Raw genomic sequence first — 25,089 nt, forward strand, 5'->3', positions numbered from 1 at the left:
GTTTCCTCTGTGGACGAAACCAGCCTAGCAGGGGGAACGTTCGAGGGGCGCCATGAAAAGTGGTGGTTCGATTTCGCAGAGCGAGCTACTGATTAAGATTCAAAATAATTTTGGACATTTTCCAGCATTGCTAGCACTGCATCGGTTTCAGTGATTGTACCGGTTGACAGGTCTATCTTCACGGAAACTCCTTGGCCGTCATCTGCGTCTATGCCTACAGCAGGCGTTATGAAAATGCCTGCAAAGGTGCCGAAAAGCTGTACCGATGTAACGAGCTTTTCATTCAGCACTGTAGATATAAGGACATGCGTGTTTGCTTCGCTTTTGCAGGAAATTCCTGGGATTCTAGTTGTGGTTCGTTGTAGGCCGAACGAATCCATGTCGTCATCGCGGTCTTTTTCAAGTCCTATTCGGTAAATCCTCCCGCTTTCTGAATCGATTGCTTGGTCTCCAAAACACCAAACCGTCATCAAGTAGGCAATTTTCAGCAGTTCTTTACCGATAATATAAGTGTCGCCAGTGAACGATACGTTCAATTGTGGTCGCGGATCGCTAATTGTTTCACCAATATCTAAATTGATATTTTTCTTCGCGTAGTCCCGTTTAATTCTTTGGGCGTGCTCGTGAGCTGCATTACCAAACCCCCTGACAGCCGAAACTCTTCCAGTCTCTGGGTCAGTCACAACTGGATTCGTAAATTTCAGTTCTAAACCATTTTGGGAGAACGCCACTTTTACAGCTTCTCCGCTTGAGGTGACGGTGGCTGGTAGCTGAGCGGTAACTGGCCCTGATCTGGACACGACACCCTGGCTCATAGCTAAAAAACGAATGAGTTGATCATTAGAAAACGGGGCGTCGATGAGATCGTTCATCTTGCTGTTTTCCAGTTCGGAAGCCATGACGGAAAACTTCACTGGTGCGCCAATCGCTACAGGTAATACATGCTCTTCATTGATCCGCTGGATTGAGCTGAGCGGTTGATTGCTATAAGGGCACAACGTCTGCGAAGCTTGCACGAATCAGGAACCTTGAATTTTGGCTGATCCTGAAACGATATCACAATGACTTTTAGACTGACGTTACCTGCCTAGTCCATCATCGAACTTCGATCAACGATTACATCTGAGGGCACTCGCAAAAATGCGGGGTGTGCTCGATGCTGGCACAAACGTGATGCGCAAAACCTCCTCTGGAGGCCGCGTGTTTCCGTTTGCATAAGCACAAAAAAGTGGATGTTTTGTTGTCAGTTAAACGCGCCATATTCCTTTTAAATCAATAGATTGCGATTCTTCAGTCCCCAGCATGGGGTGCTAGGGGTCGAGTGTTCGAATCACTCCGTCCCGACCATATAATTCAAAGGGGTCGCGAGATTTTATCTCGCGACCCCTTTTTGTTTTTAAGTGTTTTTACTCCCACAAAACAGCTGGCTCCGGATGGATTTTTCGGATGTGGTACCAAGATCGGAATTTGTCCTGCGGACTTTGGCCCCAGCTTGATAATTAAGCTGCTTCGGTCTCCGTAGTCGGACATTCGATGATGGGATGAGAACTCAGTGACGACCAAAGGCACATTACGGCTCTCACTAGAAGGGATATCATCCAGCCATCAGCTCAAGAGGGGCTCCCAGGCCGGCCGATACCGACACTCCCTTGGGCATAACGACAAGGATGGTTGCACATGGACGACATCGTTCAGCCCCTCACGCCCCAAGAAGACGTCCAGCCTAAAGAAGTAAGAATCCTTGCCACCTTGGTGGCGAAGCTGAACCTTGCAGATTTCCAGAACGCCATTCCAGTGATTCGCGAGCTTCGCATCTCGAACGAGACGAGTTATCGTTTCGTCAATGCCACGCTTACCCTGACCTCGGTGCCCGAAGTATTTAAGTCCAAGATCTGGCGGATTGACGAGATCGCTGCAGATAGCTTCCGGGTCATACCAGGGCTTGATCTTGTCCTGGACGGCCCGTTGTTGAGTCGTCTGACAGAAGCAGAGATGTCGACCTTTACCTTCGTCCTTGAAGCCGACGACAAGGAGGCGGAGAACGGTCGCAAGGAAGTTGCTCGGCTTGAACAGGTCGTAGACCTTTTGCCCAGAAACCAGTGGGGCGGATTGCGGCATATACCAGATATGACTGCGGCTTTTGTTCAGCCGAATGATGCAGCGGTTGAGCGGTTGCTCAAACAGGCAGCCGAGTTGCTTCGTCTTAGCGAGAAGCCATCTGCGCTTGATGGATATGAGGGAGGCCCTAAACGAGCCTGGCAGTTGGCATCTGCAGTGTGGGGGGCGGTGGCGCGCATGAAGCTCGACTATGCCTTGCCACCGGCTAGCTTCGAACAATCAGGACAGAAGATTCGTAGCCCCAGTCAGATTGCTGACTCCGGCTTGGCCACCTGTCTCGACCTGACTCTGCTTTTCTGTGCGGCATTGGAGCAGATCGGCCTGAACCCTGTGATCGTATTCACTCATGGTCATGCCTTTGTTGGTTTGTGGCTTAAGCCTGAGGAGTTTACAACTGCGCTAGTGGATGATGTCACTGCCATACGTAAGCGAGTGAAGCTCCAGGAACTCGTGCTGTTTGAGACCACCCTTGTTACCCACAACCCAATACCACCGTTTTCTTATGCGGTGGAAAGGGGAGCGAAACAGATAGCCGAAGACGCTGAAAGTGTTTTCGAAATGCTTTTGGATATTCGTCGCGCCCGTCTGCAACGTATCAAGCCACTCGCCAGCTCAGAGGCTCAGATTGCGCGTGTTGCCGTTGCTGAATCTGATGAAGCTCCATCGCTTCTGGTGGAGGAAGGGATCGGCATCGCCGATGACAACATTGAGGTGCAGGTTGAGGATCTGTCCAAGCTCGACCCAGCAGATCGCCTCGGTCGTTGGCAGCGTAAGCTTTTGGATCTGTCGCTTCGAAATAACTTGCTCAATTTCAAAATGGGTAAGCGAGCGCTGAAGCTAGAGTCTCCTGATCCAGGTGCGCTCGAGGACATTCTTGCAAGTGGACAAGCGCTGAAGCTGCTTACCAGGCCTGACCTGATGGACGGAGCAGATCCGCGGGAGCGCGCACTCTATGAGCAGCGTGAGCGAGAAGATGTCCGTCGTCGTCATGCTGAAGATGCTCTCAAGCGTAGGGAAGTATTCGTTGCGCTGACGTCCGCCGAAATGGATGTCCGGCTAACTGAGTTGTATCGAAGCGCTCGTACTGCTTTGCAGGAAGGTGGCTCCAACACGCTGTTCCTGGCCATCGGTTTCCTTAGCTGGACGCGTGAGGATAGGGCCGGGCAGAAATACAAAGCACCGCTGGTCCTGGTTCCGGTCACTTTGGAGCGTAAGAGCGCTCGCTCCGGATTCACCATGGTGCTGCACGATGATGAGCCTCGTTTTAACCCAACTCTGATCGAGATGCTGCGTCAAGATTTTGAGCTGGGCTTGGGGTCGCTGGAGCAGGAGTTGCCTCGGGACGACTCCGGTCTGGATATCGCAGGCATTTGGAACAAGGTTGGTCATGCGATCAAGGACATCGCTGGTTGGGAGCTGAACGAGGACGTTGTGCTCTCGATGTTCTCGTTTGCTAAGTATCTCATGTGGAAGGATCTTGCCGAGAATGCAGAGCACCTTCGACAGAGTCCTGTAGTCCAGCACCTTCTGGATACGCCACGCGATTCGTTCATCTCAGATACCCCGTTTCCGGAGGCTGAGTCGTTGGACCGTGATTACGGCCCGACTGAAGTGTTCTGCCCACTGCCATCTGATTCATCTCAGCTTGCGGCTGTGATGGCAGCAGCCAAGGGCAAAGACTTCGTTCTCATCGGCCCACCTGGTACGGGTAAAAGCCAAACGATTTCCAACATGATCGCCCAGTCGATCGCTCAAGGGCGCCGTGTGTTGTTCGTGTCTGAGAAAATTGCTGCGCTGGATGTCGTGTACCGGCGCTTGCGTGAAATAGGTCTGGGTGAGTTCTGCCTTGAACTTCACTCCAGCAAAGCTCGGAAAACGGATGTCCTTGCTCAATTGCAGTCGGCTTGGGAAGCGAAAGGGCAGGTAGACGCTGCCGCATGGGAGGTGGAAGCGCAGCGGCTCGCTTTCCTGCGTGACAGCCTCAATATTTATGTCGAGCGTCTGCATCGCAGGCACCGCAACGGCTACACCATTTACGATGCCATCGGAACGGTGATATCAGGTGTTGATGAAGCAGTAGCTCCACTTGGTTGGCCATCTCCAGACACGCATGATCAGAGGGCCATGCTTGAGCTTCGAGAGCTGGGCGATCGCCTTGAAGTGAACGCCCAGGCTGTGGGTTACAGCCAGTTGGCACGTAACGCTTTGTCCGCGGTAGGCCAAGCAGAGTGGTCGCCTCATTGGCAGCAACAATTCGTGCAGGCTGCTCGTGACGTGCTGCCCGCTGTGCTTGAGGTCCAGCGAACTGCTGATCGCTTTGTTGAGCTGTCCGGGCTTCCTGTTATGGAATACACCCCAACAGCGCTTGAGGGATTATCGATTCTTTCTCGAGCACTTCCTGCTGCCGCTGGGCAGGATTGGCGTTTCGCACTTCGACCCGATGCTCGCTCGATTTCTCAACGTCTGAGTGACGGTTGTACTTGGGTCGATGAGCACCGGGACATTAACTCCAGGCTCTCAGCTCTCTGGCCATCTCGTATTATTGCTGAAGCTAAACAAGGTATTGATCTGCTGCAGCAACGCCGCGCTATTTCCGTTGATCTAGGCCCGGCCTGGCCACAAAGCGTCACTGACGTTATTGGGCAAGCTGTCACATTGCTGGGACAGATAGACGACCTCAAGCGCCAGCTAACGGCGTCCTACGGTGACGCCATTGAAGCACTTGATGTCGAGCTACTGCTGCGCGAGTGGAAAGACGCGGAGGAGTCTTTCTGGCCTAAGTCTTGGTTCGGAAAACGCCGCATCGCTGGGCTATTAGCTCCGACACAGACATCAACAGGTGAAGTCGACAATGGCAAGGATCTCGCTATTTGGGTAGAGATTCGGTCGGTGCGTCGAGCAATCGATGAGCTGGAGCCAGGTCATGAGTGTGTTGCTGTTTGGCAAGGTGCCAAATCCGAAGCAACGCATCTCCTGACAGCGATCAAGCTGCAAGAGGCCATTAGGCTTCAGAAAAATGACTCTGCCTGGATCGATGACGACTTGCAGTTGGTTGAGCAGGGCCAGCTTGGTGATGAATTGAAGGAGGAACTCCGCCGGCTGCGTGCGCTGACTCGCCTCGATGCTGGGTTAGATGAGCTGGTTGATCTCAGCTCAGCAACTAGCGCTCTCTGGAGGGGTTTGACCACTGATGTTGACGTGCTGATTGCAGCGCTGCGCTTCCAGGCTGAACGACGTGACATCGAAGAGCGCGGTCGTCTTGTCGACGACCATCCTCATGTAGAGGAGGGGCGTTGTGGCTCGTCGTTAAAAGCTGATTTTGATCTGCTCAAGCAAAGAGCAGCAGTTGAACGAGAGTTGATGGATCTGGCTGATCTGCGAGAAATCGTTCCTGTCTGGAATGACTTGAAAACGAAGGTTGATGTCGTACGTAGGGCGGTAGCGTTCCAAGGGGAGATGGCTACCGCGGTGGCGAAGCTTGCACTCAATCCTGAGCAGGTCGCGGCCTACAAAGCACCGCTTCAAACTTTGCTGGGGGATGGTAACGCACTGCTTGAGCCGGAAGCTGCTATAGCCATTGCCGGCGTTACCCTTCGTGAAAAGCTTGAGCTGCTCCAGGAGCGAGTAGCGCAGCTGACTGCTGTCGGTCATTTCACCGAAATGGGCGTCATCGAAACTGCCCACCTGGCACTAAGTGATATCAAGAAAAACTGCGAAACTGTCGTCTCGTCTGAATCGCGCCTCAAGGCATGGTGCGCTTGGCGGAAGGTTCGCGATGAGGCCTACGCTGTCGGCCTGGCTCCGATTGTTCAAGCGATGGAAACAGGAGCCATCACCTCTGGAAAAGTCCGCCGTGTATTGGAAGTAAATTATGCCCGCTGGTGGCTGAACACGATGGTGGACAACGAGGAGGTGATCCGGACGTTCGTCAGCGTAGAGCATGAACAACGCATTCGTGATTTCCGGGCTTTGGATGACAAGTTCACCAAGTTGACCAAGGACTGGCTCCGAGCTCGGCTGTGTTCCGACCTACCGAGCCAAGACAGCGTAAGTCGCTCTTCAGAATGGGGAGTCCTGCGCCATGAGATGGGCAAGAAGACCAAGCACATTCCATTGCGGGAACTGATGAGTCGTGCGCCAGAAGCGCTAACCAAGCTGACTCCTTGCTTGCTCATGAGCCCTCTCTCTATTGCTCAGTATCTGCCGCCTGCCTCAACACCATTCGATCTCGTTATCTTCGATGAGGCATCTCAAATACCTGTCTGGGATGCCATTGGCGCCATGGCCCGGGGAAAGCAGGTGGTGATGGTGGGCGACCCCAAACAGCTCCCTCCAACTTCGTTCTTTAACCGAGCTGAGTCGACTGCTGAAGATGAGGATGTAGAGGCTGATCTCGAGAGTATTCTGGACGAGTGCATCAGTGCCAACCTGCCGATGCGTAACCTGAACTGGCACTACCGTAGCCGCCACGAGAGTCTGATTGCTTTCTCGAACCAGCGTTATTACCAGTCCAAGCTGGTGACCTTCCCATCACCGTTTACGGCCGACAAAGCAGTACGGCTGTGCCCTGTCCCGGGTGTATATGACAAGGGCGGGGCGCGAACCAACTTGATCGAAGCAAGATCTTTAGTTGCTGATCTGGTTGCTCGTCTTCAGTCGCCGGCCTTCCGCGAAAGCAGGCGAACCGTGGGGGTTGTAACCTTCAACGGAGAGCAACAGAAACTCATCATGGACATGTTGGATGAAGCATGCCGGAAAGATCCAACACTCGATTCGTACTTCGCAGAGTCCGAGTTGGAGCCGGTGTTCGTCAAGAACCTGGAGAGCGTTCAAGGTGATGAGCGAGACATCATCTATTTCTCGACCACCTATGGGAAAGACGCTGCTGGTGTGCTGTCGATGAACTTCGGCCCGATGAACCGCCCTGGTGGTGAGCGTCGGCTGAATGTGGCTATCACTCGCGCTCGACAGGAGCTTGTGGTGTTCTCGACTCTACGACCAGAGCACATTGATTTGGCCCGTACGCAAGCGATTGGGGTGCGTGATCTGAAGCACTTCCTAGAGTTTGCAGAGCGTGGCCCGCGGGCCCTGGCAGAAGCTGACTTTGGTAGCGTAGGTGGTTTCGACAGCCCATTCGAAGAGGCGGTTGCAGCAGCCTTGGCCAAAAAGGGGTGGCAGATTCATACCCAAATTGGCGTTTCCTCCTTCCGAGTAGACCTTGGGGTTGTTCATCCTGATGCTCCTGGTCGATTTCTTGCCGGCGTTGAATGCGACGGTGCTACCTATCATCGCAGCGCGACTGCTCGCGATCGTGACAAGCTCCGTGAATCTGTACTGCGTGGACTTGGCTGGGAGATCGTTAGGATATGGTCGACGGACTGGTGGATAGATGCAGTTGGAACTGCCGAGAAGGTACATCAACGTCTGAACGAGATCCTTGCTGAGTCCCGAGCAAAGCAGGCTGTCATCGATGCTGCTCAAGAGGCAGAGCGACTGAAAATCGACGCGGCTATGGCTGAGGTCATTGAGGTAGTGGATCAGGTTGCTGTGGTCGCCGCAGCGGATGGAGTGGCTGAAGCGAATGATCCCTCAGGCGCTTTGGATGAGTTGAAGTACGCCAAGGCGGCATCCATCACGCCAGTTGAAGATGTCCTGGCCTTTACTCGTCCCCTTGTAAATTTGGTTTATAAGGAAGCCGATCCTCGTCAAGCGGTAGGGTTGGTCGATCCAGATCAGTTCTTTGAGCCGAGTTACACAGTAACGTTGGAGCAGATGATTGCTCATGTGGTTGCGGAGGAGGGGCCGGTTCTGGACACCGCGCTCGCAAGGCGCATTGCCCGGGCGCATGGCTGGGTACGAACCGGCTCGCGGATTCGTGATCGGGTTGACCAAATTGCCCGGGCACGATTCCGGTCGCATGAAGAGGAACAAACTGGGGTCTTCTTCTGGCCCGCTCATATCGAGTCGGACACCAGTGTCGTCTTCCGTAGGCCCGGCGACGAAGACTCCATGAGAGCGCTAGCTGAAATCTGCCTACCAGAACTGCGTGCTTTGGTTGATGAGATGGTGCGGCGGGGGCACGAGGGGGAGGCCTTGATATACGCGGTCGCTAAGGAAGCTGGTGTAAGCAAGCTTGCTCATGCGGGACGTCAGCGAATTGAAAAGGCCATACGTCGAACAGTGTAGTAGCGAGAAGGAGGGGTACTGTAGAGGTACCCCTTATTTTGTGGATTTTGATCCTGCCCTTACTCTGTGATGCATGAAGTAAAAATGTGCTCCTTCTGGATTTCCTAGTATTTTCAATTTCCAGGAGCTCAGGTGATTCAGGCAGAGCTATGCTTGTGCCATCACATCAATGGTATGGAGAGTCGTGATGGGCTGGAAAGGGACTGTACGCTCGCTGCAAGCGTCTGCGCGGAGGTCAGAGCGCAACGCTCATCGCCGGCAACGTGAGCTCGAAAAGCAACAGAAAGAGTACGCAAAGATGGAAGCGCTGGAGCAAGCAGCGTATGAAGTCGATGTGTACGAAAATCACATAGATATCCTCCTTTCGATGCACAAGGAGTGTGCCGAGCCTGTGAAATGGAAGCGGCTTCTCTCCAATCCCGAACCTAGACAGCCACTGAAGAGCGGTACGCTTGAGCAAGAAGCCACGCATGCGGCCGCTACATATCACCCAATTTCTGGGCTCGGCTCTTCAAGCTAGAGGCTCGTCAACGCGCAGTCCTATTCGACAAGATTGGCGCCGCACAGGCGGAAGATGAAAGGCAGTATCAGGCTCAGCTTGATGAATGGAAGACTGCCCATACCGAGTGGGCAGAGGAGCGGGATATTGCGATCCGTATCCTTGATGGTGACCGTCAAGCCAAGCTCGATGCCATCGTAGCTTTCGAGTCGTTTGCAGAAATCTCGCACCTCGGCTCAGCCATTCAGATGATTGTTCATGAAGGAGGCATCCTAGAAGCCAAGCTCGCTATCCATGGCTCCGACGTGATTCCGACTGAAATCAAATCTCTACTCAAAAGTGGCAAGCTGTCGACCAAAGCTATGCCTGTTGGGCGGTTCAACGAGCTTCACCAGGACTACGTGTGCAGCTGCGCTCTGCGAGTAGGTCGAGAGTTGTTGGCAATTCTGCCGGATGACCTAGTCATCGTCACCGCTCTGGACAATGTGCTCAACAGCTCGACAGGTCATATGGAAGAGCAGCCAATTCTGAGTGTTGCTTTCTCTAGGTCAACTGTTGACGGACTTAACCTCGAAACCATCGACCCGTCTGATGCGATGAAGAATTTCGTCCATAACATGAGCTTCAAGAAGGGCGCAGGATTCTCGGCCGTTGCCGCCCTTGATGCTCAGCGTTTCGCCGTAACCGTGTAACTGAATCGCATGCGCAGTCGGTGGCCGACTATGAAGAGTTGTTGCCGTGGAACTGCGCACCAGAGATGTCACGGTAAACACGAAACGCTCCTGGCGGTAGGTGTACTTCGTGGATCGCATACCCACGGTCGGTGACCGCACAGCAGTGTCCCGCCTGCTACCAGCAAAGTAGCGAGCGGGGAGTGCTGAGTTATTTTGGTCAAGAGCGCGGTGCCATCTTTGATCCGGTTGGCACAAGCGTTTAAGAAAGGCAGCGACTTTTCTCATGTGTTTCCGCGATGTATGAGCACGCTTGCTGAGTGAAAAGATCAGTGCAGTGAATCATCGAATACTCGTCCAGTTCATGCACGAAAAGTCGGGCGTTATCCTCAGGGCTGCGATTGGCTATAAACATATCGATTTCCCCATCGGAAATAAACGCCAAATCGGTGCGCTCGACGATCTCGTCCCGGCTAGTGGTGTGGCGAAATCTTACAGACTCTAGATAAACGATATTATCGCGGTGGACGATTTTGATCGAGTGAAAAGCAGGATCCAGATAAGTCGGGTACTTGCGCTTCAAGTCCGGAAGAATTTCCACGCCGCTGTTAGAGCCCACCTGAGGCACGCGGAAGTTCAGTGCCTCCTCCATCAATCCTCGAATGGCCTCGCGAATGGGGAGTTGGAAGAACTCTCGGTTGGGTTTGTATTGGTAGTCCAGGTAACGTTGTTTCATCAGGATTTCTACCTGCCGGCAGTCGGTGACAAGTTCATCGTAGACGACCTCAAAATTATCAGGTACCCAAGTTCCTTTTCCCTCCCTCGCCCGTTGTTTGGATGAGCGTGTTGACTGGCCGATTTTAACCAGTCCGGGCATGCTGGGATTGATAATCAAGTAAACAAAACCTGCGCTCATTGTTGGGGTTCCTTGAGCTACGTAATGAATCAATCGTTGTATGGGGCGCGCTCTGCGTGTGCTTTTTGAACGGCAGAGTGCTCAACCCACCTCAACGCCTACGTGAAATAAAAATGACCCGGAGCAAAACTCAAGGGGCATTTCTCGTTATGTTGGCGCTAGTGATTTCGTCGGGTGTAGTGGGCCAGCGTTAGGTTTGAGAACAAATCGTGGAGAGAAAAGTCTTTTTCCTGGAACGGTTGCTCAAGCGTTTCAATCAGTGATTGTGGTGCGACCTGTAAGCCTTTACTGCGCTTTGACGGTACATCGAGATCATCGAGAAACCCCGGATCGCAGTACACCACGATCCCATGATGAATAGCATCCTTGAGCACCCGCTTGTCAATCAGGTCGCAAAGTGACAGCAGGGCGGCCTGGATATTCACGACCACCGTGGAGTTTTCAGCCCTTCTGGTTAGCAGGGATTGAGTGATCAAGTTATAGCTTTTTTTGTTACCCGCCCGATACGCGATCAAGGCTAAGCTAGCCTTTTCAAGGAGCGACTCTTTAGCCTCAACTTTCATAAGGAAATTGGAGGTCCCAAGTTTCGATTGATACCCCATGAGTCGTCGCGTTGATGCGTAATCCACGATTTTCGATGCAAGGAAGGGATTGTCGGTTTGAAGCACAAAGAACTCTTCGTCACCAGACGGTTTGAGTTCGACCTTCAAATAACTGTCGATCGCAAAATTCGAGGCAGGCGTGATGTAGAACAGCTTGTGGTAACGGCCTTCGGATTGAAATTGATCAAGTTCGCAATCCGAGTGAGAAAAGACGCCATCCATTAGACTTTTGAAATGCTCATGGTGTTCACCATCATGCTGCCGTGTCTGGTTGTTGATGGTGATCCATTCAATACACACAGGCTGCTTGCCGAGCGTCACCAGAGTGGTGTCGTTGTCCCACTCTGAGTCAAACGCGACTGAAGTACTGTTGAGCACAGGGAGATTGGCAGGAGCGGTACAGGGTACGCCGAGCACTAGGTAACACCCTACTGGAAGAGCATAGGGCACAAAATATTGGTCACTCTCACCATAACGGCTTTCGTCACGCCATGCGTTCAAGGCATTGTCGAACCATCGTTGGTGAATGCGCATGGCCTCATCCAAATGTTCCTCAGGCAATATCAGCTCGACGTCATATTCATCGTCATCCGCTGTACGGTCAAAGGCCTCCAGATAGTCGCAGGTTGCCTTGTACCAACCCATCGGGTCGGACCAAATGATTTTGATCTTCTCGTTGTAAGGCTCGGCTATTTTTGCGAGAGGTTGGTAGTGCTCTCCGAGATCGTAATATTCTGGAAGGTAGACACGAGTCGCAATGAGTTTGATATAAGTGTCATTGATTCTCGTATAAGCATGAATAACAGCGGCAGGATCGGGGCCGATGTGACTTGGCTGCCAGGCGCTGGCCTCTATCTTCGTAGCAATATCACTGAGCGAGACTGGTACTTGGGATATAACAAAGACGTACCTGAGTATTTCGTACAAACCGGCCAAATTGGTGTTTGTCAAAATGCGGCGGCTGAGCGCCTTCGCCAGCTCACGTATGTTGTTGGCAAAATAAGCTTGTGCCGCGTCCACGTGCGGTAAAGCCGCAAGGATCAATGATTCGTCGTGTGGGGAAGGTGACTCCAGTCGGGCGTTTAAATCCGCCCAGCTCGCGCAACCGTAAGGCCCTGAAGCGAGTATCTCTTTGGCGGTAGTTAGCGGGACGGCAAGTTTCTCGCTAAGACGTTTGGATTGACGAACGATGTTTTCACGAAGATAGGAGGTTTTCAGCAATGCCATGGTGATTTCCGTTGCTCTCGAAGAGCTACACCGGAGACGCCCACCCACATTCCCCGGTGCCCGAAACAGGAGCGGCCAGAGGCTTCTATAGATACATGGTTGAATATCCACTTAGCTGCGGCCTCTAGGGCCCCTGGGGGTGGGCAGCGCGCCGACCATGAGCGGCGCTGGTGACTGAGCTTATCGCGAAACGTAAATGAATCGCAAGGCAGACCCTGCCACAAGTGCATTTCCTTCGATCAGAAGCATTCCAGTTGTATGAAATTCAGTATTGGCGGTTCGATTTTGGACAGGGTGTTCTGAAAAAATAACCGATCGGTAACCCTATTCACTTCACCGGTTCTTCTCGGTTGGATCATAGTTTGAGCTGGTGCTCCCCCTACTTTTCCCCCCACAAAAACGTCGGCTCTTGATGGACGTTGCTGGACTCTCGTAGAGCAGAACACCGCTGGAGCTCAAGTAAATATTCACTTGGAAAAATCCAGAGTGATATTTTCAAAGCTTTCAAGAAGTATGCAAAAGGAGATGGGGTGCTAGGGGTCGAGTGTTCGAATCACTCCGTCCCGACCATATAATTCAAAAGGGTCGCGAGATTTTATCTCGCGACCCTTTTTTATTTTTGTTTTTTTACCCCCACAAAACGGCTGGCTCTGGGTGGAATCTTAGGTCGCGCGTTGTTTCTGGAAAGGCTGTACAAGGGGGCGCTGATCGGCAAGAACCAACAACTTCCGCCTCCCCCTTTGCATTTCGAGAGCGTACGCCTTACTAAACCACCGCTCCGAAAAGCGATCCCACCATTGCCGTAATGCCCATAGCCAGCGCACCCCAGAATGTCACCCGCCAGGCCCCGGTGATGACCTTGGCTCCGCCGGCCTTGGCGGCGATGGCGCCTAGTGTCCCGAGAAACACCAAGGACATGCCTGATATCCAGGGCACCACGCTGTGCTCCGGCGCGACAAACGTCACCGCCAGCGGCAAGGCGGCGCCCACCACGAAACTGGCGGCGGAGGCCAAAGCTGCCTGCAAGGGTTTGGCGGTGAGGGTGGCGCTGATGCCCAACTCGTCCCGGGCGTGGGAGCCCAATGCGTCATGGGCCATCAATTGATCGGCCACTTGATGGGCCAGTTCGGGTGATACGCCGCGATGCATGTAGATGTTGGCGAGCTCGATGTGCTCGGCTTTCGGGTCGCTCGACAGTTCTGCCCGTTCGCGGGACAGATCGGCCCGCTCGGTATCGGCCTGGGAATGTACGGAGATGTACTCGCCAGCGGCCATGGACATGGCTCCGGCCATCAGGCCCGCCATTCCGGTGACCAGCAATGTGGCGTGGCTGGCATTGGCGGCCGCGACGCCCATCAACAGGCTGGCGGTAGATACAATCCCGTCGTTGGCGCCCAGGACGGCGGCGCGCAGCCAGCCGATACGATCGCTTCGGTGTGCCTCGGTGTGCCTGTGCATGAACTTCATTGTAGAACGGGGCTCCCTGTCATTAGGCGGTTCACGTCGGATGGGTTCCGAGCGGCCCGGCAATCTGCGTCAGCGGGTTTCAATTTGCGCCTGCAACTGGCCGCCGACAATGGATATTTCTTTGAATTGTTCACCCTCGCGCAGCACGAACAACGCGTCCATCCCGCGTTCCTGAGCCAGACGTGGGCCCTCGGTTTCGCCCAGGACCATCAACGCTGTGGCCCAGGCATCGGCGAGCATGCACGAGGCCGCCACCACGGTGACGGCGGCGAGCGGGTTACACAGCGGCGCGCCGGTGGCCGGGTTCATGGTATGAGCATAGGACTGACCGCCCACGTCTACCCAATGTCGATAGTCCCCGGAGGTCGCGATAGCGGCATCGCCAAGTTCCATCACGCCCATGACTTCACGCACGCCCCGGTTGGGCTTTTCCAGGGCCACGACCCAGCATTGGCCGTCAGGTTTGACGCCCCGGGCGCGCATTTCGCCATCGATGCCGACCAGGTAGCGGGTGATGCCCAAACCCTCCAGGCAGCGGGCCAGTTCATCCACGCCAAAACCTTTGGCGATGCCACTCAAGTCAAGGTTCAGCGGCACGCGCTTGCGTGCCTGATTGTGTTGCGGGTCAACCACCAATGCGGCGCTGGCCAACAGTCGGGCGCGCAGCGGCATCGTGCCGATCGCCTGCTCTGTGATTGTCTGTTCCCCGGGGCCGAACCCCCAGGCGTTCACCAGGTCACCGACAGCGATGTCGAAGGCGCCGCCCGATTGCTGACTGACGCGCAGCGCAGCCGACAGCACCGTAGCCAGTTCCTTGGGCACGGACACCCACTCCTGCTCGGGGGCGGCGTTGAGGCGGTTGATGTCCGAGTCGGGTTTCCAGGTGGACATTTGCTGGTCCACTCGGGCCACGGCGCGCGCCAGGCGACGGCCAACGTCGTCGGCATCGATCCCGGCCCCTGCATAAAACAGGGCGGTGTAGCGAGTGCCCATGGTTTCGCCGTTCAGGCTATAGCGCTGCAACTCAGTAGACGTCTTCACGGTAGCGTCCTTGTGCCTTGAGGGTCAGCACACTCAGGTTGAGAGGCGCCAACACTTCATCGAGGGCCTGTATCACGCCTTTGGCCATTTCGCGGCTGCCACACACCAGCACTTGGGCACCTTTTTCAATCAGCCGGCGCAAGGTCAAGGCATCGCCGATCAGCCGGTCTTGAACGTAGCAGCGGTCCTGAACCTGAGAGAAGGCCGCGCGCAGTGCCGTGAGGCGACGGTCTGACAAGTATTGGTTGAGCTCCGGCTCATAGAGAAAGTCCGAGGTCGGGTTGCGCCCGCCCCAATACAAGTGCATCGGGTGCCTGGCCTTATTGTTTCGGATAAAACCGGCCAGAGGACCGATGCCGGTACCGGCGCCGATCAGGATCACCGGGTGCGCGCCCGACGCCGGACGAAATTGCGGGTTGGGCTGGATAAAAGCTTCGATCTGCGCGCCGATGTTCAGGCCATGAAGGAATTGCGAGCACATGCCACCGTTGTGTTTACGCACACAGATCTCCAGCACGCCGTCCCGGGAGCCGCTGGCCAGCGAGTAGAAGCGCGGGATCGGGCTGCCGGGGGGCACAATCCCGACCAGGTCACCGGCCAGAAAACCCGGCAGCTCGCCGCAGGCTTTGAAGCGCAGGATGTGGGTCGGCGCATTCACCTGTTCGCCATAGGCAATCCGCTCTGTCAGCTGCAATTGATGGGTACGCGGCTGCTGCGGGGTGTGAACCAGCACCAGATCCTGCCCCAACACTTCGCCCAACGCATGACCCCAGCGGGCAAACTCCTGAGAGGACTGGCGGTTGACGGTTTCCAACCCCAGCAATGGCGAGCCACCGGCCTGCAGCATCGCGTCCTGCACCTGATGGGCGTACTGACAGAACTGTGCAAACTGACGGTCGCCCAGGCCCAGCACCGCAAAAGGCAGACCGGGCTTGAGGCCGGTTTTGGCCAGCCGTGCCAGGAACTGCGAAGCCGAGGCCGGCGCATCGCCGTCACCGTGGGTCGCGGTGAGGATGAACACCCGTTGGGCTTTACGGTAATCACCCACCCAATCATTCATCGCCGCGCTGTGCACCTGATGACCACTCTGGTGCAAGGCGTCGTGCAAGGTTTTGGCAAAGCCCCAGGTGCTGTTATTTTCACTGCCTACCAGAATTACGCTGTCGGCGGAGTGGGCAGGGCTGTTGTGGCGGATATTCGGGCCAGCCTTGCGGCGGCGCCACCACAACAGGATGCCGGTCACGCTCATCAACGGCACGCAGAGGGCGCAGAGTCCAAGCGGCAGGCCCAGCCACCAGAAGCCTTCACCGGTGTGCAACTGATAGATCCATTCGTAGAGGTTGTGCATCGAGTCATGGGCTTGATAGGACAACAAGGCGCCGCTGGCCTGGTCCACGTAGCCGTCTCCCTGGGCCGTGCGCAGGGAAAACACATCGTGCGGGTTGCCAGGGCTCGGGTAAACCAGCTCGCGCAGGTCGTTGAGGTCGGTGGCCTGCAAGGCTTGCAGTGTCGCCACCGGCAAGGTCGGACCGGTACTGACGTGGGCGGGGAAGGCGGGTTCACTCTGACTGCCGTCGGCGATAAAACCGAACGTGGTGGCGGACATGTAGAGCCCGCTCAATGCCGACAGCAGCAGCCCGAGCAACGCCAGTCGCCCAACTTCAGCATGCCAGCGCTGGCTGAAGGTGCCCCGCAGTGGCCGCAGCAAGTTGCGCCAGCCACCCAGGCGCCGGGCCAGCAATAGCGCGCCGGACACCGACAACATCAGCATGAACAGCGCGCCGACACCCGACGCTCCGTGGCCTGGCGTGCCAAGGAACATCGAGCGGTGCAGCTCTTTCACCCAACGCGTAAACGCGGAGGGTGCATAAGGCGCCAGGCTTTCGCCGGTCAGTGGATCGACCGTTTCAGCCCCGGCCTGACCGTTCTTGTTGTAGTAGACGATGACCGTCCCGGACGCCGTGCGCTGGATCTGCTCCACGCCCGGGAAGTGATTGGCCACACGTCCGGCCAGTTGGCCGACGTTGAGTTGCCCGGTGGCGGTGTTGTGCAAGCGTTCCAGCGCCGGGTCGACCGACAGGATCGCACCGCTTATGGCCAACAGCATGACCAACAGGGCGGCGATCAGGCCGGGCAGGGAATGGGACTGGCGAAGCATGTTCAGCCTCCAGAAAGGGCAGGTGCTACAGATCGTAAGTAAAGGACTCGACATAGGTGCTGCCGGTCGCCGGCTGGCCCGCGCCCTTGGACGTGAGCGGCGCGCTGACATCGGCGCGAGCGTCGCGTTTGTCCTCGACGGCACTGTCGATGCGGATCTGATACCCGGCATCAATCAGGGTGTCTGCCAGTTCGACGCTGACTTTTAGCGTGCGCCCACTGCCGACACTGGCGCCGCTGACCCCGTCAAACTCGCTCGGGTTCATCCCGCTGCCACGGGCCCAGTCGCTCAGGTGCTTGTAGTACTTGGCTTTCTTGCCGGCCACCCAAAGGGTTTTCTGGTATTGGCCGTTGGCGTCGGTGACATAGATCGCCAGGTAGGCATCATTGCCGCTGTAGTCCTTGAGCTGTGTGGTCAAGGTCACTTCACGAGCCTGAGCCAGACCCGGCAGGGCAATGGCGCCGGCAAGGCAGGTGGTTGCGATGATCTTTTTCATGAGGGTGTCCTTTTGATCGTTAGGTCGAGAGCCTGGACCTGCTTGCTGACAGCAACCTGAAGCGCAGGGAAAACTCATCGACAGGTAAGGCGTCATTCGGTGAGCGGGCTGCCGAGGTAATCCCTGGCATCGCCGTCGTCGCGGAAATGGATCTCGAGTGTGCGCAAACGCAGCGAGGCCGGTGAGTAGCTGGCTTCGATGGCGTTGCCTTTTCGATCCAGCCCCTTGAGCTCGTAACAACCGTCGTCGACCTTGATGCGTTGCACGCTCCAGCCGTATTGCCGCTCGACCTGCTGACGCAAGGTTTCGCGCGGTTGCCAGTCGCTCACCGGGTCGCTGCAATCGTCATCGGCCAGGGCGTAACCACTGAGCAGCAGGCTCAACAGCGTGGCATTGGCAATAGAACCTGTTTTCATGATCTGTCTCCTGCCGAGGTCGGTGTCTGTGGCATACCCTAAGGTGCATTCCTGACAACCAGCTGAATCTTCAGATTCACGTCAGGTAAAGCGATTAAGGTGCTGCATGACAACCATCGCAGGAGGTGCCAGATGCGGGTTCTAGTGGTCGAGGACGCTCCAGGCTTGGGGGAAGCGGTGCGCGAGCAGATTGCCGATGACGGCCACGCCGTCGATTGGGTGCAGCGCCTGGACCACGCGCGCAACAGCGTACGCACCACGCCTTACGACCTGATCCTGCTGGACCTGATGCTCCCGGACGGTCGCGGGCTGGATTTTTTGCGTCAGCAACGTTCGGCAGGGGACGTGACCCCGGTGATTATCCTGACCGCCCAGGATCAGATTTCCGATCGTATCGCTGGCCTCAACGCGGGCGCCGACGACTACCTGGTCAAACCGTTCGATCTGTTCGAGCTGTCGGCCCGTGTGGCGGCGGTGGCCCGGCGCTGCAGCGGCAACCCCAATCCACAGATCAGACTCGGCGACTTGCAGGTCGACATGAGTGCCCGCACGGTGTTGCGGGCCGGTGCGACGGTGGACCTGACCGCGCGGGAGTGGGCGCTGTTCGAAGCGTTTGTGCAGCGCCCCAGCGCGCTGCTGTCCAAGTCGCAGCTAGAAGAGCGGTTGTATGCCTTCGGCGCCGAAATCGAGAGCAACACTATCGAGGTCTACATCAGTCGGTTGCGTAAAAAACTCGGGCGCGACCTGATTGAAACTGTGCGGGGCATGGGCTACCGGTTGATGTCCGCATGAAGCCGTCGTCAAGCCTTCAAAAACGCCTCGGCCTGGGGCTGACGTTGGGCACGACCTTACTGTGGCTGGCGGCGACCGTTGGCGCCTGGCTGGTGGTGCAGCATGAATTGAACGAGGCGTTCGACAGTGCACTGGAAGAGACTGCGCAGCGCATTCTGCCTCTAGCCGTGCTGGAAATCAGCAACCGGGAAAACCCCAGTGAGGCACAACATGTCGCCACCCTGAAAATGCACAAGGAATACCTGACGTACCTGGTGCGCGATGCCAAGGGCGAGATCCTGATGCAGTCCCACGACGCCAACCCGAAGATCTTCAACCAACAACCGGCCGAAGGCTTTTCAACCACAAAAAAATACCGTCTGTACGGCGCCAGTGCGCTACGTGAAACAGTGTTTATCGAGATTGCCGAACCTCTGGAACACCGCCGTGAAGCGGCACGTGAAGCGTTGCTTGCCCTGTTGTTGCCATTATTGGCGCTGATTCCCATCAGTCTGTTGGGCACGTGGTTGTTTGTGCGCATCAGCTTGCGCAGTGTATTGGCCTATCGTCGTGCCGTGGAGACTCGTGGGGTGGGTGATCTGTCGCCGATCAGCGGAGCGCGATTGCCGGCGGAAATCGCACCACTGGCGGAGGCGGTCAATCATCTGCTGGAGCGCTTGCGCAAGGCTTTGGAGAGCGAACGCAGCTTTACTGCCAACAGCGCCCATGAACTGCGTACGCCACTGGCGGCAACCCTGGCGCAAATCCAGCGACTCCACCAAGAGGCGCCCGAGGGTCCGTTGCGAGTACGTGCGGCGAAAATCGAAAACGCGTTACGTGAGCTGGCGCGGCTTTCGGAAAAACTCATGCAACTGGCCAAGGCCGAAGGCGGTGGCCTGTTGTCCGAAACGCCTCAGGACCTCATTCCGTTGCTCGCCCATGTGGTTGATGAGTGGAACAACCGCAGTGGGCACCGGATCAGGTTGCAGCTGCCAAACCAGACCTGCGTGTACTCGACCATTGATCCGGACGCCTTTGGCATCCTGTTGCGCAACCTGATCGAAAATGCGCTGAAGTACGGGGCAGCGGATCAACCGATCGATGTCAGTCTCACCGAACAGGCACAGCTACGGGTGGTCAATAGCGGCCCGGCGGTGCCGCAGTCGGTATTGCAGCACCTGACAGAGCGCTTTGTGCGCGGTCACAGTGAAATCAGTGGTTCAGGGCTGGGGTTGGCGATTACTAAAACCATCGTGCAGGGGGGCAACGCGAGAATGAAATTGTTTTCCCCTGCAACAGGTCGACAGGAGGGGTTCGAAGTGTGCGTCTGGTTACCGCTTGCCTAGTTCCAATCAGGTCGTCAGGCGCCACTTGGCTTTTTCTCAGCGTCGAGAATAACGAGCAAAAGTTGAGTTCGGCGCGTCTACAGGCTCATTTCATTCATGTCCTCTACTCCTGGGATGCAGGCGCACTAGTGCACGGACGGATCGCCAAGACAGGCCGCGATCTCATTCACTGTGCTGCGTGCTGTGCGTGTTACACCGATCAGCGTGGCGGAAGCCGAACCTGTCCACTCGCCATAGCCCACCAGCCATAGTCTTGGTTCCTGGATCGAGTGAGTGCCGTCGACCTTAACGCGACCTTCAGTGTCGATCACCCCCAACGTATCCAGATGCTGAAGTGCGGGCCTGAACCCGGTACACCAAATGACCGCGTCCACTGCAGATTCAGATCCATCGGCCCACATCACGCCATCGCGAGTGAAACGTTCAAATGGGCGTACAGACTTGAGAGCATCACGCTCACGGGCTTCTACAACGGGTGGCACCATGACGATGTCTCCCAACCCGCCGACCGGCTGGTCAATGACACGCCCCTCTTGCTGGGCCTTCAAGCGCTGAGTGGCGCGCTCGAACAGCACCCGTCCATCCACATCGTCAGGCAAAAAGACCGGTTCAGTAACGGTTACCCAAGTGGTCTCGGCGACCTTGGATATTTCTGCCAGAATCTGCGCTCCCGAATTGCCACCACCCACCACCAAAACCTTCTTGCCAGCAAACGCTTGTGCATCGACATAGTTCGCGGAATGCAATTGCCGACCGGCGAATAATTCGGCACCAGGGTAGTGGGGGATATACGGATTGCTCCAGGTGCCGGTAGCGCTGATTACAACCTTGGCATCCCAATACTTGCTGTCAGAACGTACTCGTAAGCCAGACTCTAAGCGTTCCACGGAAACGACCCGAACCGGGCGTTCCACCGGAAATTGGTAGCGCTGCTCATATTGGTTGAGATAGTCGATTACATGATTTCGTGTGGGATAGCCTTCTTGCGCGGGCGGCATCATCCAGCCGGGTATTGAACTCCAGGTGGCCGGAGAGAATAAGCGCAGCGAGTTCCAGCCATGCCGCCAGGCACCACCGGGCTCTTCCTCTGCGTCGAGGATGACGAACGAAAGTTGAGTTCGGCGCAGGAAATACGCTACCGCCAAGGCTGACTGACCTCCACCGATAATCACTACATCTCGTTGGTTGCTGGGCGAAGGAGTCATGGTGGAAACCTAAAGTCGATGCCGGTGGCCAGTATAGCGACCCACGTTTGAATCCAACTGATCTGGCTCATAGTTTGAGGATGCTGATCGACATTGATTAAATGCTTCGAATGACTGCTTATCGGTTTTGGATCCTCGATCCACGTAGCAGCTTGAATGTCTGTACGCCGGGCATCTGCAGTAGTAGCCCGGATCGTTCAATCACAAATCCAAATGCCATCAGCGAAAGGCTGGTTCGGTTCCACGCCAGCAATGTTCGCTCAGCGGCAAAGAACACGCGTGGATCGTTCAGGAAATGGAGTGCTCACTACCAGTGGCCAGCGGCACTAAACTGATCCGACCCCCGCGCCGATCACACCGGACAGACTGAGGCCAATGAGAAGCAGGCCAGCGACAATGCGCAGGCGACGGTCAATGGTTCGAATGTCCGCTTTCATGGCGGATCTCCCGATCAATGGCTGCGCCGGCGCTCCAGTGCAGTAAACAACAACATGCCGGCCAGCATGGCCAACATGAACACGATCACTTGCCAGTGTCCTGTCAGTAGAATGGCCACTGCGGGGCCAGGACAGATGCCCGCTATTCCCCAGCCGATGCCGAACAACAGGCTCCCGCCAATCAAGCGCGGGTCCAACTCACGTTTGATCGGTAGCTGCATTGGCCTTCCCAACAGCGAACTGGATTGTCGGCGGGCCCAGGTAAGCGGGCCAATGGCCACGCCAATGGCCCCGACCATGACCAACCCCAGGGAAGGGTCCCAGGCACCGGTTAAATCCAGGAAAGCGAGTACTTTGCTCGGGTTTGCCATGCCTGCCAGAAGCAGGCCCAGGCCGAAAAGCAGGCCAGCAATGAACGCAGTCAGTTTGGTCATGTTCAACCCCCCAGCAGATGACGCAAGACAAACACCGTGACGAAACCGCTGAACATGAAGCACACAGTGGCGACCATCGATCGCGGCGAAAGGCGCGATATGCCGCAGACCCCATGGCCACTGGTGCAACCTGATCCGTATCGGGTGCCGATGCCGACCAATACACCGGCGACGATCAGTCCGCCCCCGCCACTTTTGAACTCAATCTGCGGCAGCACGGCGAACAAACCCCATAGAAGCGGCGCGATGAGCAGGCCCAGGAGAAAAAGTGCTTTCTCACTCACCCCCTCGCTCCCACGCTGTAAAAGACCGCCGATCAAGCCGCTGATCCCGGCGATGCGCCCGTTGGCGACGACGAATAGACTGGTCGCCAGGCCAATCAATGCGCCACCGGCAAGTGATGACCAGGGAGTGAAGTTGAGCCAGTCGACATTCACGAGCTTTCTCCTACGCAAAAGTGTTGATACAGGGTTTGGATGACTGCCAATGCTGCGGGACTGCTGATGCAATAGACCACCTGCTTTCCGTCACGGCGAGTGCTTGGGTACATGGCAACCTCCAAGATAGCGATTTAAGTATCGCTTCTTGGCGTCCGTTGTCACGGGACAGGTCCACGGGACAGGTCCACCAGTTTCCCTCCTCATCAAAGTCCGACACTCAAGCCGATCGCCTGGATCGGCTTTTTTGTGTCCCCACAAAACTAGCCAGTGATTTCACTGACAGACACCCAGCGCCGCTCCTCAGCCGCGATCCGAATCGCCGTCGCCAGCCTCTCCACTTCAAACGCCTCCTCAAAATCAGTCCCGGTTTGCCCGTTCCCGGCCAACGCTACGATCAGTTCATGCACTTCCAGCGTCTTCAATTCGTTGTAACCCAACTGATGCCCCGGCGCCGGGCTGAATGCGGCGTAGCCGGGCAAGTCCGGTCCGGCCAGTAAACGCTGGAAGCCGCCTTGGCCGGCGCGACACAGGCGTAGCTCGTTCAGGCGCTCCTGATCGAACGCCAAGGTGCCTCGGGTGCCACTGATTTCGAAGCTCAGATGATTCTTGTAGCCATGCTTGAGCCAGCTGCTGCTGAAGGTGCCGCGCGCGCCGCTTGCAAAGCGCAGCAGCGCATGGGCTTGGTCATCGACCGCAATGTGGCGTTGTTCCTGGCTGCCGGTTGTGGCCGGGCGTTGGCGATGGACGGTGTGGGAATCGGCGCACACCGCTTCGACATCGCCCAGCAGGTAGCGCGCCATGGCGAGCAGGTGGCTGCCCAGATCCGCCAGTGCTCCACCGGCATGTTCGGGTTCACAGCGCCACGACCAGGGGGAGGCTGGATCGGCCATGAAGTCTTCGCTGAATTCACCTTGAAAACTGATGATCTCGCCGAGTTCGCCACTCAGCATCAGATCGCGTGCCAGACCAATAATCGGGTTGTGCTGGTAGTTGTAGCCGACCCGGGTGACGACGCCCGCATGCTTCGCCGCCACGTGCATCGCATGAGCTTGCTCAAGATTCACCGCCAGCGGCTTTTCGCAGTACACCGGTTTGCCGGCAGCAAGGGCGGCCATGGCCATCGGGTAATGCAAGTGGTTGGGAGTGGTGATGGCGATCAAATTGACCTTGGGGTCGTCGATCAATCGCTGCCAGTCGCCATGGGCCTGCTCGAAGCCCCAGGCGGTGGCGCAGGCTTTTGCGCGTGCGGGATCGGCGTCAGCCAAGGCGGCCAGGCGAAGGGTGAAGGGCAGTTCGAATGCCCCGCTGACATTGCGAAAGGCCAGGGCGTGGGCGCGCCCCATGAAGCCCGTGCCGATCAGGCCGATTCCGAGTTCACGCATGACAGGATCCTTTGAGTTCTTGTTTTCAGAGGTCCTGTTTATAGAATAAATATTCCCTATACTCAAATAATGGAATAAATATTTTGAGTCGGCGTGTCAGCTGGGATGACGGAGCTCCGGTCAGTCCTCGAATCCGACCTGCTCGTGAATCTCGTCCACCTTCAACTCCAGTCGATAGGCCACCGCGATAAACAGCGCCTGGCACAGGCACAAAGTCGCACTCAAGGAGCGGAACGCGAACGAACTGCCTTCGTTGACCAGCAGCAAAGTGTTGGCGCGCTTGGCCAATGGCGAGAGATTGCTGTCAGTGATGATCAAGGTTTTCGCCTGATGGTGCTGGGCGATGCGCAGGCAGTGCTGGGTTTCCTTGCCGTACGGCGTGAAGCTGATGGCGATCACCAGGTCATTGGCGCGCACGCTGCGCATTTGCTCGCGGTAGCTGCCGCCGAGGCCCGAGACCAAATGGATGCGCTTGTTGGTGTGTTGCAGGTTGTAGACGAGATAATCGGCCACCGCGAACGAGCGGCGCACGCCGACCACGTAGATATTGTCGGCATTGACCACCAGGTCCACGGCCTTTTCGAAGGCCTGGTCATCGAGTTCCTGTCCCAGACGTTCGATGCCCGACAGGGTGGCGTCGATGCATTCGCGGGCCAGGTCGCCGCCGCTGGCTTTCTGCGACTTGTTGGCGATCATGCTGCGAATGCGCTGCTGGTAGTTCTGCACCGGCGTAGCTTTGTGGGTATACGCCTCGCGGAACAGCGCCTGCATTTCACTGAAACCGCTGAAACCGAAACGCTGGGAAAAACGCACGATGGCCGACGGGTGCACTTCGCACTCGCGGGCGATGTCGCTGATGCGGTCGACCATGATCCGATCACTCTGCTGGCTCATGTAACTGGCGATACGTTTGAGCTGGCGCGGAAGGCTTTCGTATTCAGTGGTAATGAGTTGTAGCAGACGCTCGGCATTGATCGGGGGGCTGGCAAGATCGCTCTCGGGCGTGCTCTCGGCGGTAGCCGGCTGATCGGTGCGGGACATAAATAATCCTTCTGGCTTGTTCTTATAGGGACGGTTGTACGTATCGTCCCCTGACAATAGGTTGGCTGTGCGCAGTCTACAGGCTCGGCCCGGACAAAATCTTGAGCTTGCGCCAGCAGGATGCCTGCTGAAACGATGCACTGTGTCTGGAGCGCCTGCACTGAAGTTTATTGGAAAAAATATTCCATGTGAAAAACAATTGGAATATTTATTGATTGTTCGATCCGGCTCGTTTT

At 56.3% G+C, this 25,089-nt stretch carries 18 protein-coding genes and 2 pseudogenes; 4 read left to right on the plus strand and 16 right to left on the minus strand.

What is annotated here, in order from left to right; translation table 11 throughout:
- Positions 1-92: 92 nt before the first annotated feature.
- Positions 93-1,016 (minus strand): hypothetical protein, encoded by a 924-nt coding sequence (locus tag NH234_RS11355; protein ID WP_367256530.1) that lies wholly within the window; start codon positions 1,014-1,016, stop codon positions 93-95.
- A gap of 661 nt (positions 1,017-1,677) precedes the next feature.
- Between NH234_RS11355 and NH234_RS11360 the strand changes: the two genes are divergently transcribed.
- Together NH234_RS11360 and NH234_RS11365 are read left to right on the plus strand one after the other, a co-directional pair.
- Entirely contained in the window at positions 1,678-8,304 is a 6,627-nt protein-coding gene (locus NH234_RS11360; protein ID WP_367256531.1) for a DUF3320 domain-containing protein, read from the plus strand.
- A 747-nt stretch (positions 8,305-9,051) separates the two neighbouring features.
- Positions 9,052-9,495, plus strand: coding sequence for a hypothetical protein (locus NH234_RS11365; RefSeq protein WP_367256532.1), 444 nt, complete (start codon positions 9,052-9,054; stop codon positions 9,493-9,495).
- Between the two features lie 241 nt (positions 9,496-9,736).
- On the opposite strand, the gene NH234_RS11370 is transcribed toward NH234_RS11365, so the two are convergent.
- The 7 genes from NH234_RS11370 to NH234_RS11400 all read right to left on the minus strand — a co-directional run bounded on the left by NH234_RS11370 (position 9,737) and on the right by NH234_RS11400 (position 17,797).
- The gene (locus tag NH234_RS11370; RefSeq protein ID WP_024076463.1) at positions 9,737-10,390 is read right to left on the minus strand and encodes a GIY-YIG nuclease family protein; all 654 of its coding nucleotides are present in this window, start codon (positions 10,388-10,390) and stop codon (positions 9,737-9,739) included.
- Positions 10,391-10,548: 158 nt separating this feature from the next.
- Entirely contained in the window at positions 10,549-12,219 is a 1,671-nt protein-coding gene (locus NH234_RS11375; RefSeq protein ID WP_367256533.1) for a hypothetical protein, read from the minus strand.
- Between the two features lie 765 nt (positions 12,220-12,984).
- Positions 12,985-13,686: a VIT family protein gene (locus NH234_RS11380; protein WP_084317898.1), complete on the minus strand. Its 702-nt coding sequence runs from the start codon at positions 13,684-13,686 to the stop codon at positions 12,985-12,987.
- A gap of 69 nt (positions 13,687-13,755) precedes the next feature.
- Positions 13,756-14,727 carry an FAD:protein FMN transferase gene (locus tag NH234_RS11385; RefSeq protein WP_367256534.1) on the minus strand — a complete coding sequence of 324 codons (972 nt, stop codon included), beginning with the start codon at positions 14,725-14,727 and terminating at the stop codon, positions 13,756-13,758.
- Positions 14,711-16,885: a PepSY domain-containing protein gene (locus NH234_RS11390; RefSeq protein WP_367256535.1), complete on the minus strand. Its 2,175-nt coding sequence runs from the start codon at positions 16,883-16,885 to the stop codon at positions 14,711-14,713. Before NH234_RS11390 ends, NH234_RS11385 begins: the two co-directional genes overlap by 17 nt.
- 25 nt (positions 16,886-16,910) lie before the next feature.
- Entirely contained in the window at positions 16,911-17,381 is a 471-nt protein-coding gene (locus NH234_RS11395) for a DUF2271 domain-containing protein (RefSeq protein ID WP_169429685.1), read from the minus strand.
- 92 nt (positions 17,382-17,473) lie between these two features.
- Positions 17,474-17,797 carry a PepSY domain-containing protein gene (locus NH234_RS11400; protein ID WP_169429686.1) on the minus strand — a complete coding sequence of 108 codons (324 nt, stop codon included), beginning with the start codon at positions 17,795-17,797 and terminating at the stop codon, positions 17,474-17,476.
- 132 nt (positions 17,798-17,929) lie between these two features.
- Here NH234_RS11400 and NH234_RS11405 point away from each other — a divergent pair, with 132 nt between their 5' ends.
- Positions 17,930-18,589 carry a response regulator transcription factor gene (locus tag NH234_RS11405; protein WP_323160831.1) on the plus strand — a complete coding sequence of 220 codons (660 nt, stop codon included), beginning with the start codon at positions 17,930-17,932 and terminating at the stop codon, positions 18,587-18,589.
- Complete coding sequence (locus NH234_RS11410; RefSeq protein WP_367256536.1) at positions 18,586-19,914, plus strand: sensor histidine kinase; 1,329 nt, start codon at positions 18,586-18,588, stop codon at positions 19,912-19,914. Before NH234_RS11405 ends, NH234_RS11410 begins: the two co-directional genes overlap by 4 nt.
- Before the next feature lie 125 nt (positions 19,915-20,039).
- Here NH234_RS11410 and NH234_RS11415 read toward each other — a convergent pair whose 3' ends face one another.
- The 8 genes and pseudogenes from NH234_RS11415 to NH234_RS11450 form a co-directional block, all read right to left on the minus strand.
- Positions 20,040-21,119 (minus strand): ArsO family NAD(P)H-dependent flavin-containing monooxygenase, encoded by a 1,080-nt coding sequence (locus tag NH234_RS11415; RefSeq protein ID WP_367256537.1) that lies wholly within the window; start codon positions 21,117-21,119, stop codon positions 20,040-20,042.
- 118 nt (positions 21,120-21,237) lie between these two features.
- Positions 21,238-21,396, minus strand: coding sequence for a DUF202 domain-containing protein (locus NH234_RS11420; protein WP_367256538.1), 159 nt, complete (start codon positions 21,394-21,396; stop codon positions 21,238-21,240).
- Positions 21,397-21,428: 32 nt separating this feature from the next.
- Positions 21,429-21,556, minus strand: a pseudogene (locus NH234_RS11425) (YgaP-like transmembrane domain); the annotation flags it as partial.
- Positions 21,557-21,570: 14 nt separating this feature from the next.
- Positions 21,571-21,990 carry a DUF6691 family protein gene (locus NH234_RS11430; RefSeq protein ID WP_207864851.1) on the minus strand — a complete coding sequence of 140 codons (420 nt, stop codon included), beginning with the start codon at positions 21,988-21,990 and terminating at the stop codon, positions 21,571-21,573.
- A gap of 2 nt (positions 21,991-21,992) precedes the next feature.
- On the minus strand, positions 21,993-22,427 hold the full coding sequence (locus NH234_RS11435; RefSeq protein WP_367256539.1) for a YeeE/YedE family protein: 435 nt from the start codon (positions 22,425-22,427) through the stop codon (positions 21,993-21,995).
- Positions 22,424-22,528: pseudogene (locus tag NH234_RS11440) on the minus strand (transcriptional regulator); the annotation flags it as partial. The gene NH234_RS11435 and the pseudogene NH234_RS11440, both read right to left, overlap by 4 nt.
- A 162-nt stretch (positions 22,529-22,690) precedes the next feature.
- Positions 22,691-23,812: a Gfo/Idh/MocA family protein gene (locus tag NH234_RS11445; RefSeq protein WP_367256540.1), complete on the minus strand. Its 1,122-nt coding sequence runs from the start codon at positions 23,810-23,812 to the stop codon at positions 22,691-22,693.
- 120 nt (positions 23,813-23,932) lie between these two features.
- Positions 23,933-24,853, minus strand: coding sequence for a MurR/RpiR family transcriptional regulator (locus NH234_RS11450; protein WP_085607793.1), 921 nt, complete (start codon positions 24,851-24,853; stop codon positions 23,933-23,935).
- Positions 24,854-25,089 lie beyond the last annotated feature (236 nt).

The sequence above is a fragment of the Pseudomonas sp. stari2 genome (assembly GCF_040760005.1).
Taxonomy (GTDB): domain Bacteria; phylum Pseudomonadota; class Gammaproteobacteria; order Pseudomonadales; family Pseudomonadaceae; genus Aquipseudomonas.

Coding starts and splice junctions, on each gene's coding strand:
- NH234_RS11360 (WP_367256531.1), top strand. CDS start 1,678: ATGGACGACATCGTTCAGCCCCTCACGCCCCAAGAAGACGTCCAGCCT.
- NH234_RS11365 (WP_367256532.1), top strand. CDS start 9,052: ATGATTGTTCATGAAGGAGGCATCCTAGAAGCCAAGCTCGCTATCCAT.
- NH234_RS11370 (WP_024076463.1), bottom strand. CDS start 10,390: ATGAGCGCAGGTTTTGTTTACTTGATTATCAATCCCAGCATGCCCGGA.
- NH234_RS11375 (WP_367256533.1), bottom strand. CDS start 12,219: ATGGCATTGCTGAAAACCTCCTATCTTCGTGAAAACATCGTTCGTCAA.
- NH234_RS11380 (WP_084317898.1), bottom strand. CDS start 13,686: ATGAAGTTCATGCACAGGCACACCGAGGCACACCGAAGCGATCGTATC.
- NH234_RS11390 (WP_367256535.1), bottom strand. CDS start 16,885: ATGCTTCGCCAGTCCCATTCCCTGCCCGGCCTGATCGCCGCCCTGTTG.
- NH234_RS11395 (WP_169429685.1), bottom strand. CDS start 17,381: ATGAAAAAGATCATCGCAACCACCTGCCTTGCCGGCGCCATTGCCCTG.
- NH234_RS11400 (WP_169429686.1), bottom strand. CDS start 17,797: ATGAAAACAGGTTCTATTGCCAATGCCACGCTGTTGAGCCTGCTGCTC.
- NH234_RS11405 (WP_323160831.1), top strand. CDS start 17,930: ATGCGGGTTCTAGTGGTCGAGGACGCTCCAGGCTTGGGGGAAGCGGTG.
- NH234_RS11410 (WP_367256536.1), top strand. CDS start 18,586: ATGAAGCCGTCGTCAAGCCTTCAAAAACGCCTCGGCCTGGGGCTGACG.
- NH234_RS11415 (WP_367256537.1), bottom strand. CDS start 21,119: ATGACTCCTTCGCCCAGCAACCAACGAGATGTAGTGATTATCGGTGGA.
- NH234_RS11430 (WP_207864851.1), bottom strand. CDS start 21,990: ATGACCAAACTGACTGCGTTCATTGCTGGCCTGCTTTTCGGCCTGGGC.
- NH234_RS11445 (WP_367256540.1), bottom strand. CDS start 23,812: ATGCGTGAACTCGGAATCGGCCTGATCGGCACGGGCTTCATGGGGCGC.
- NH234_RS11450 (WP_085607793.1), bottom strand. CDS start 24,853: ATGTCCCGCACCGATCAGCCGGCTACCGCCGAGAGCACGCCCGAGAGC.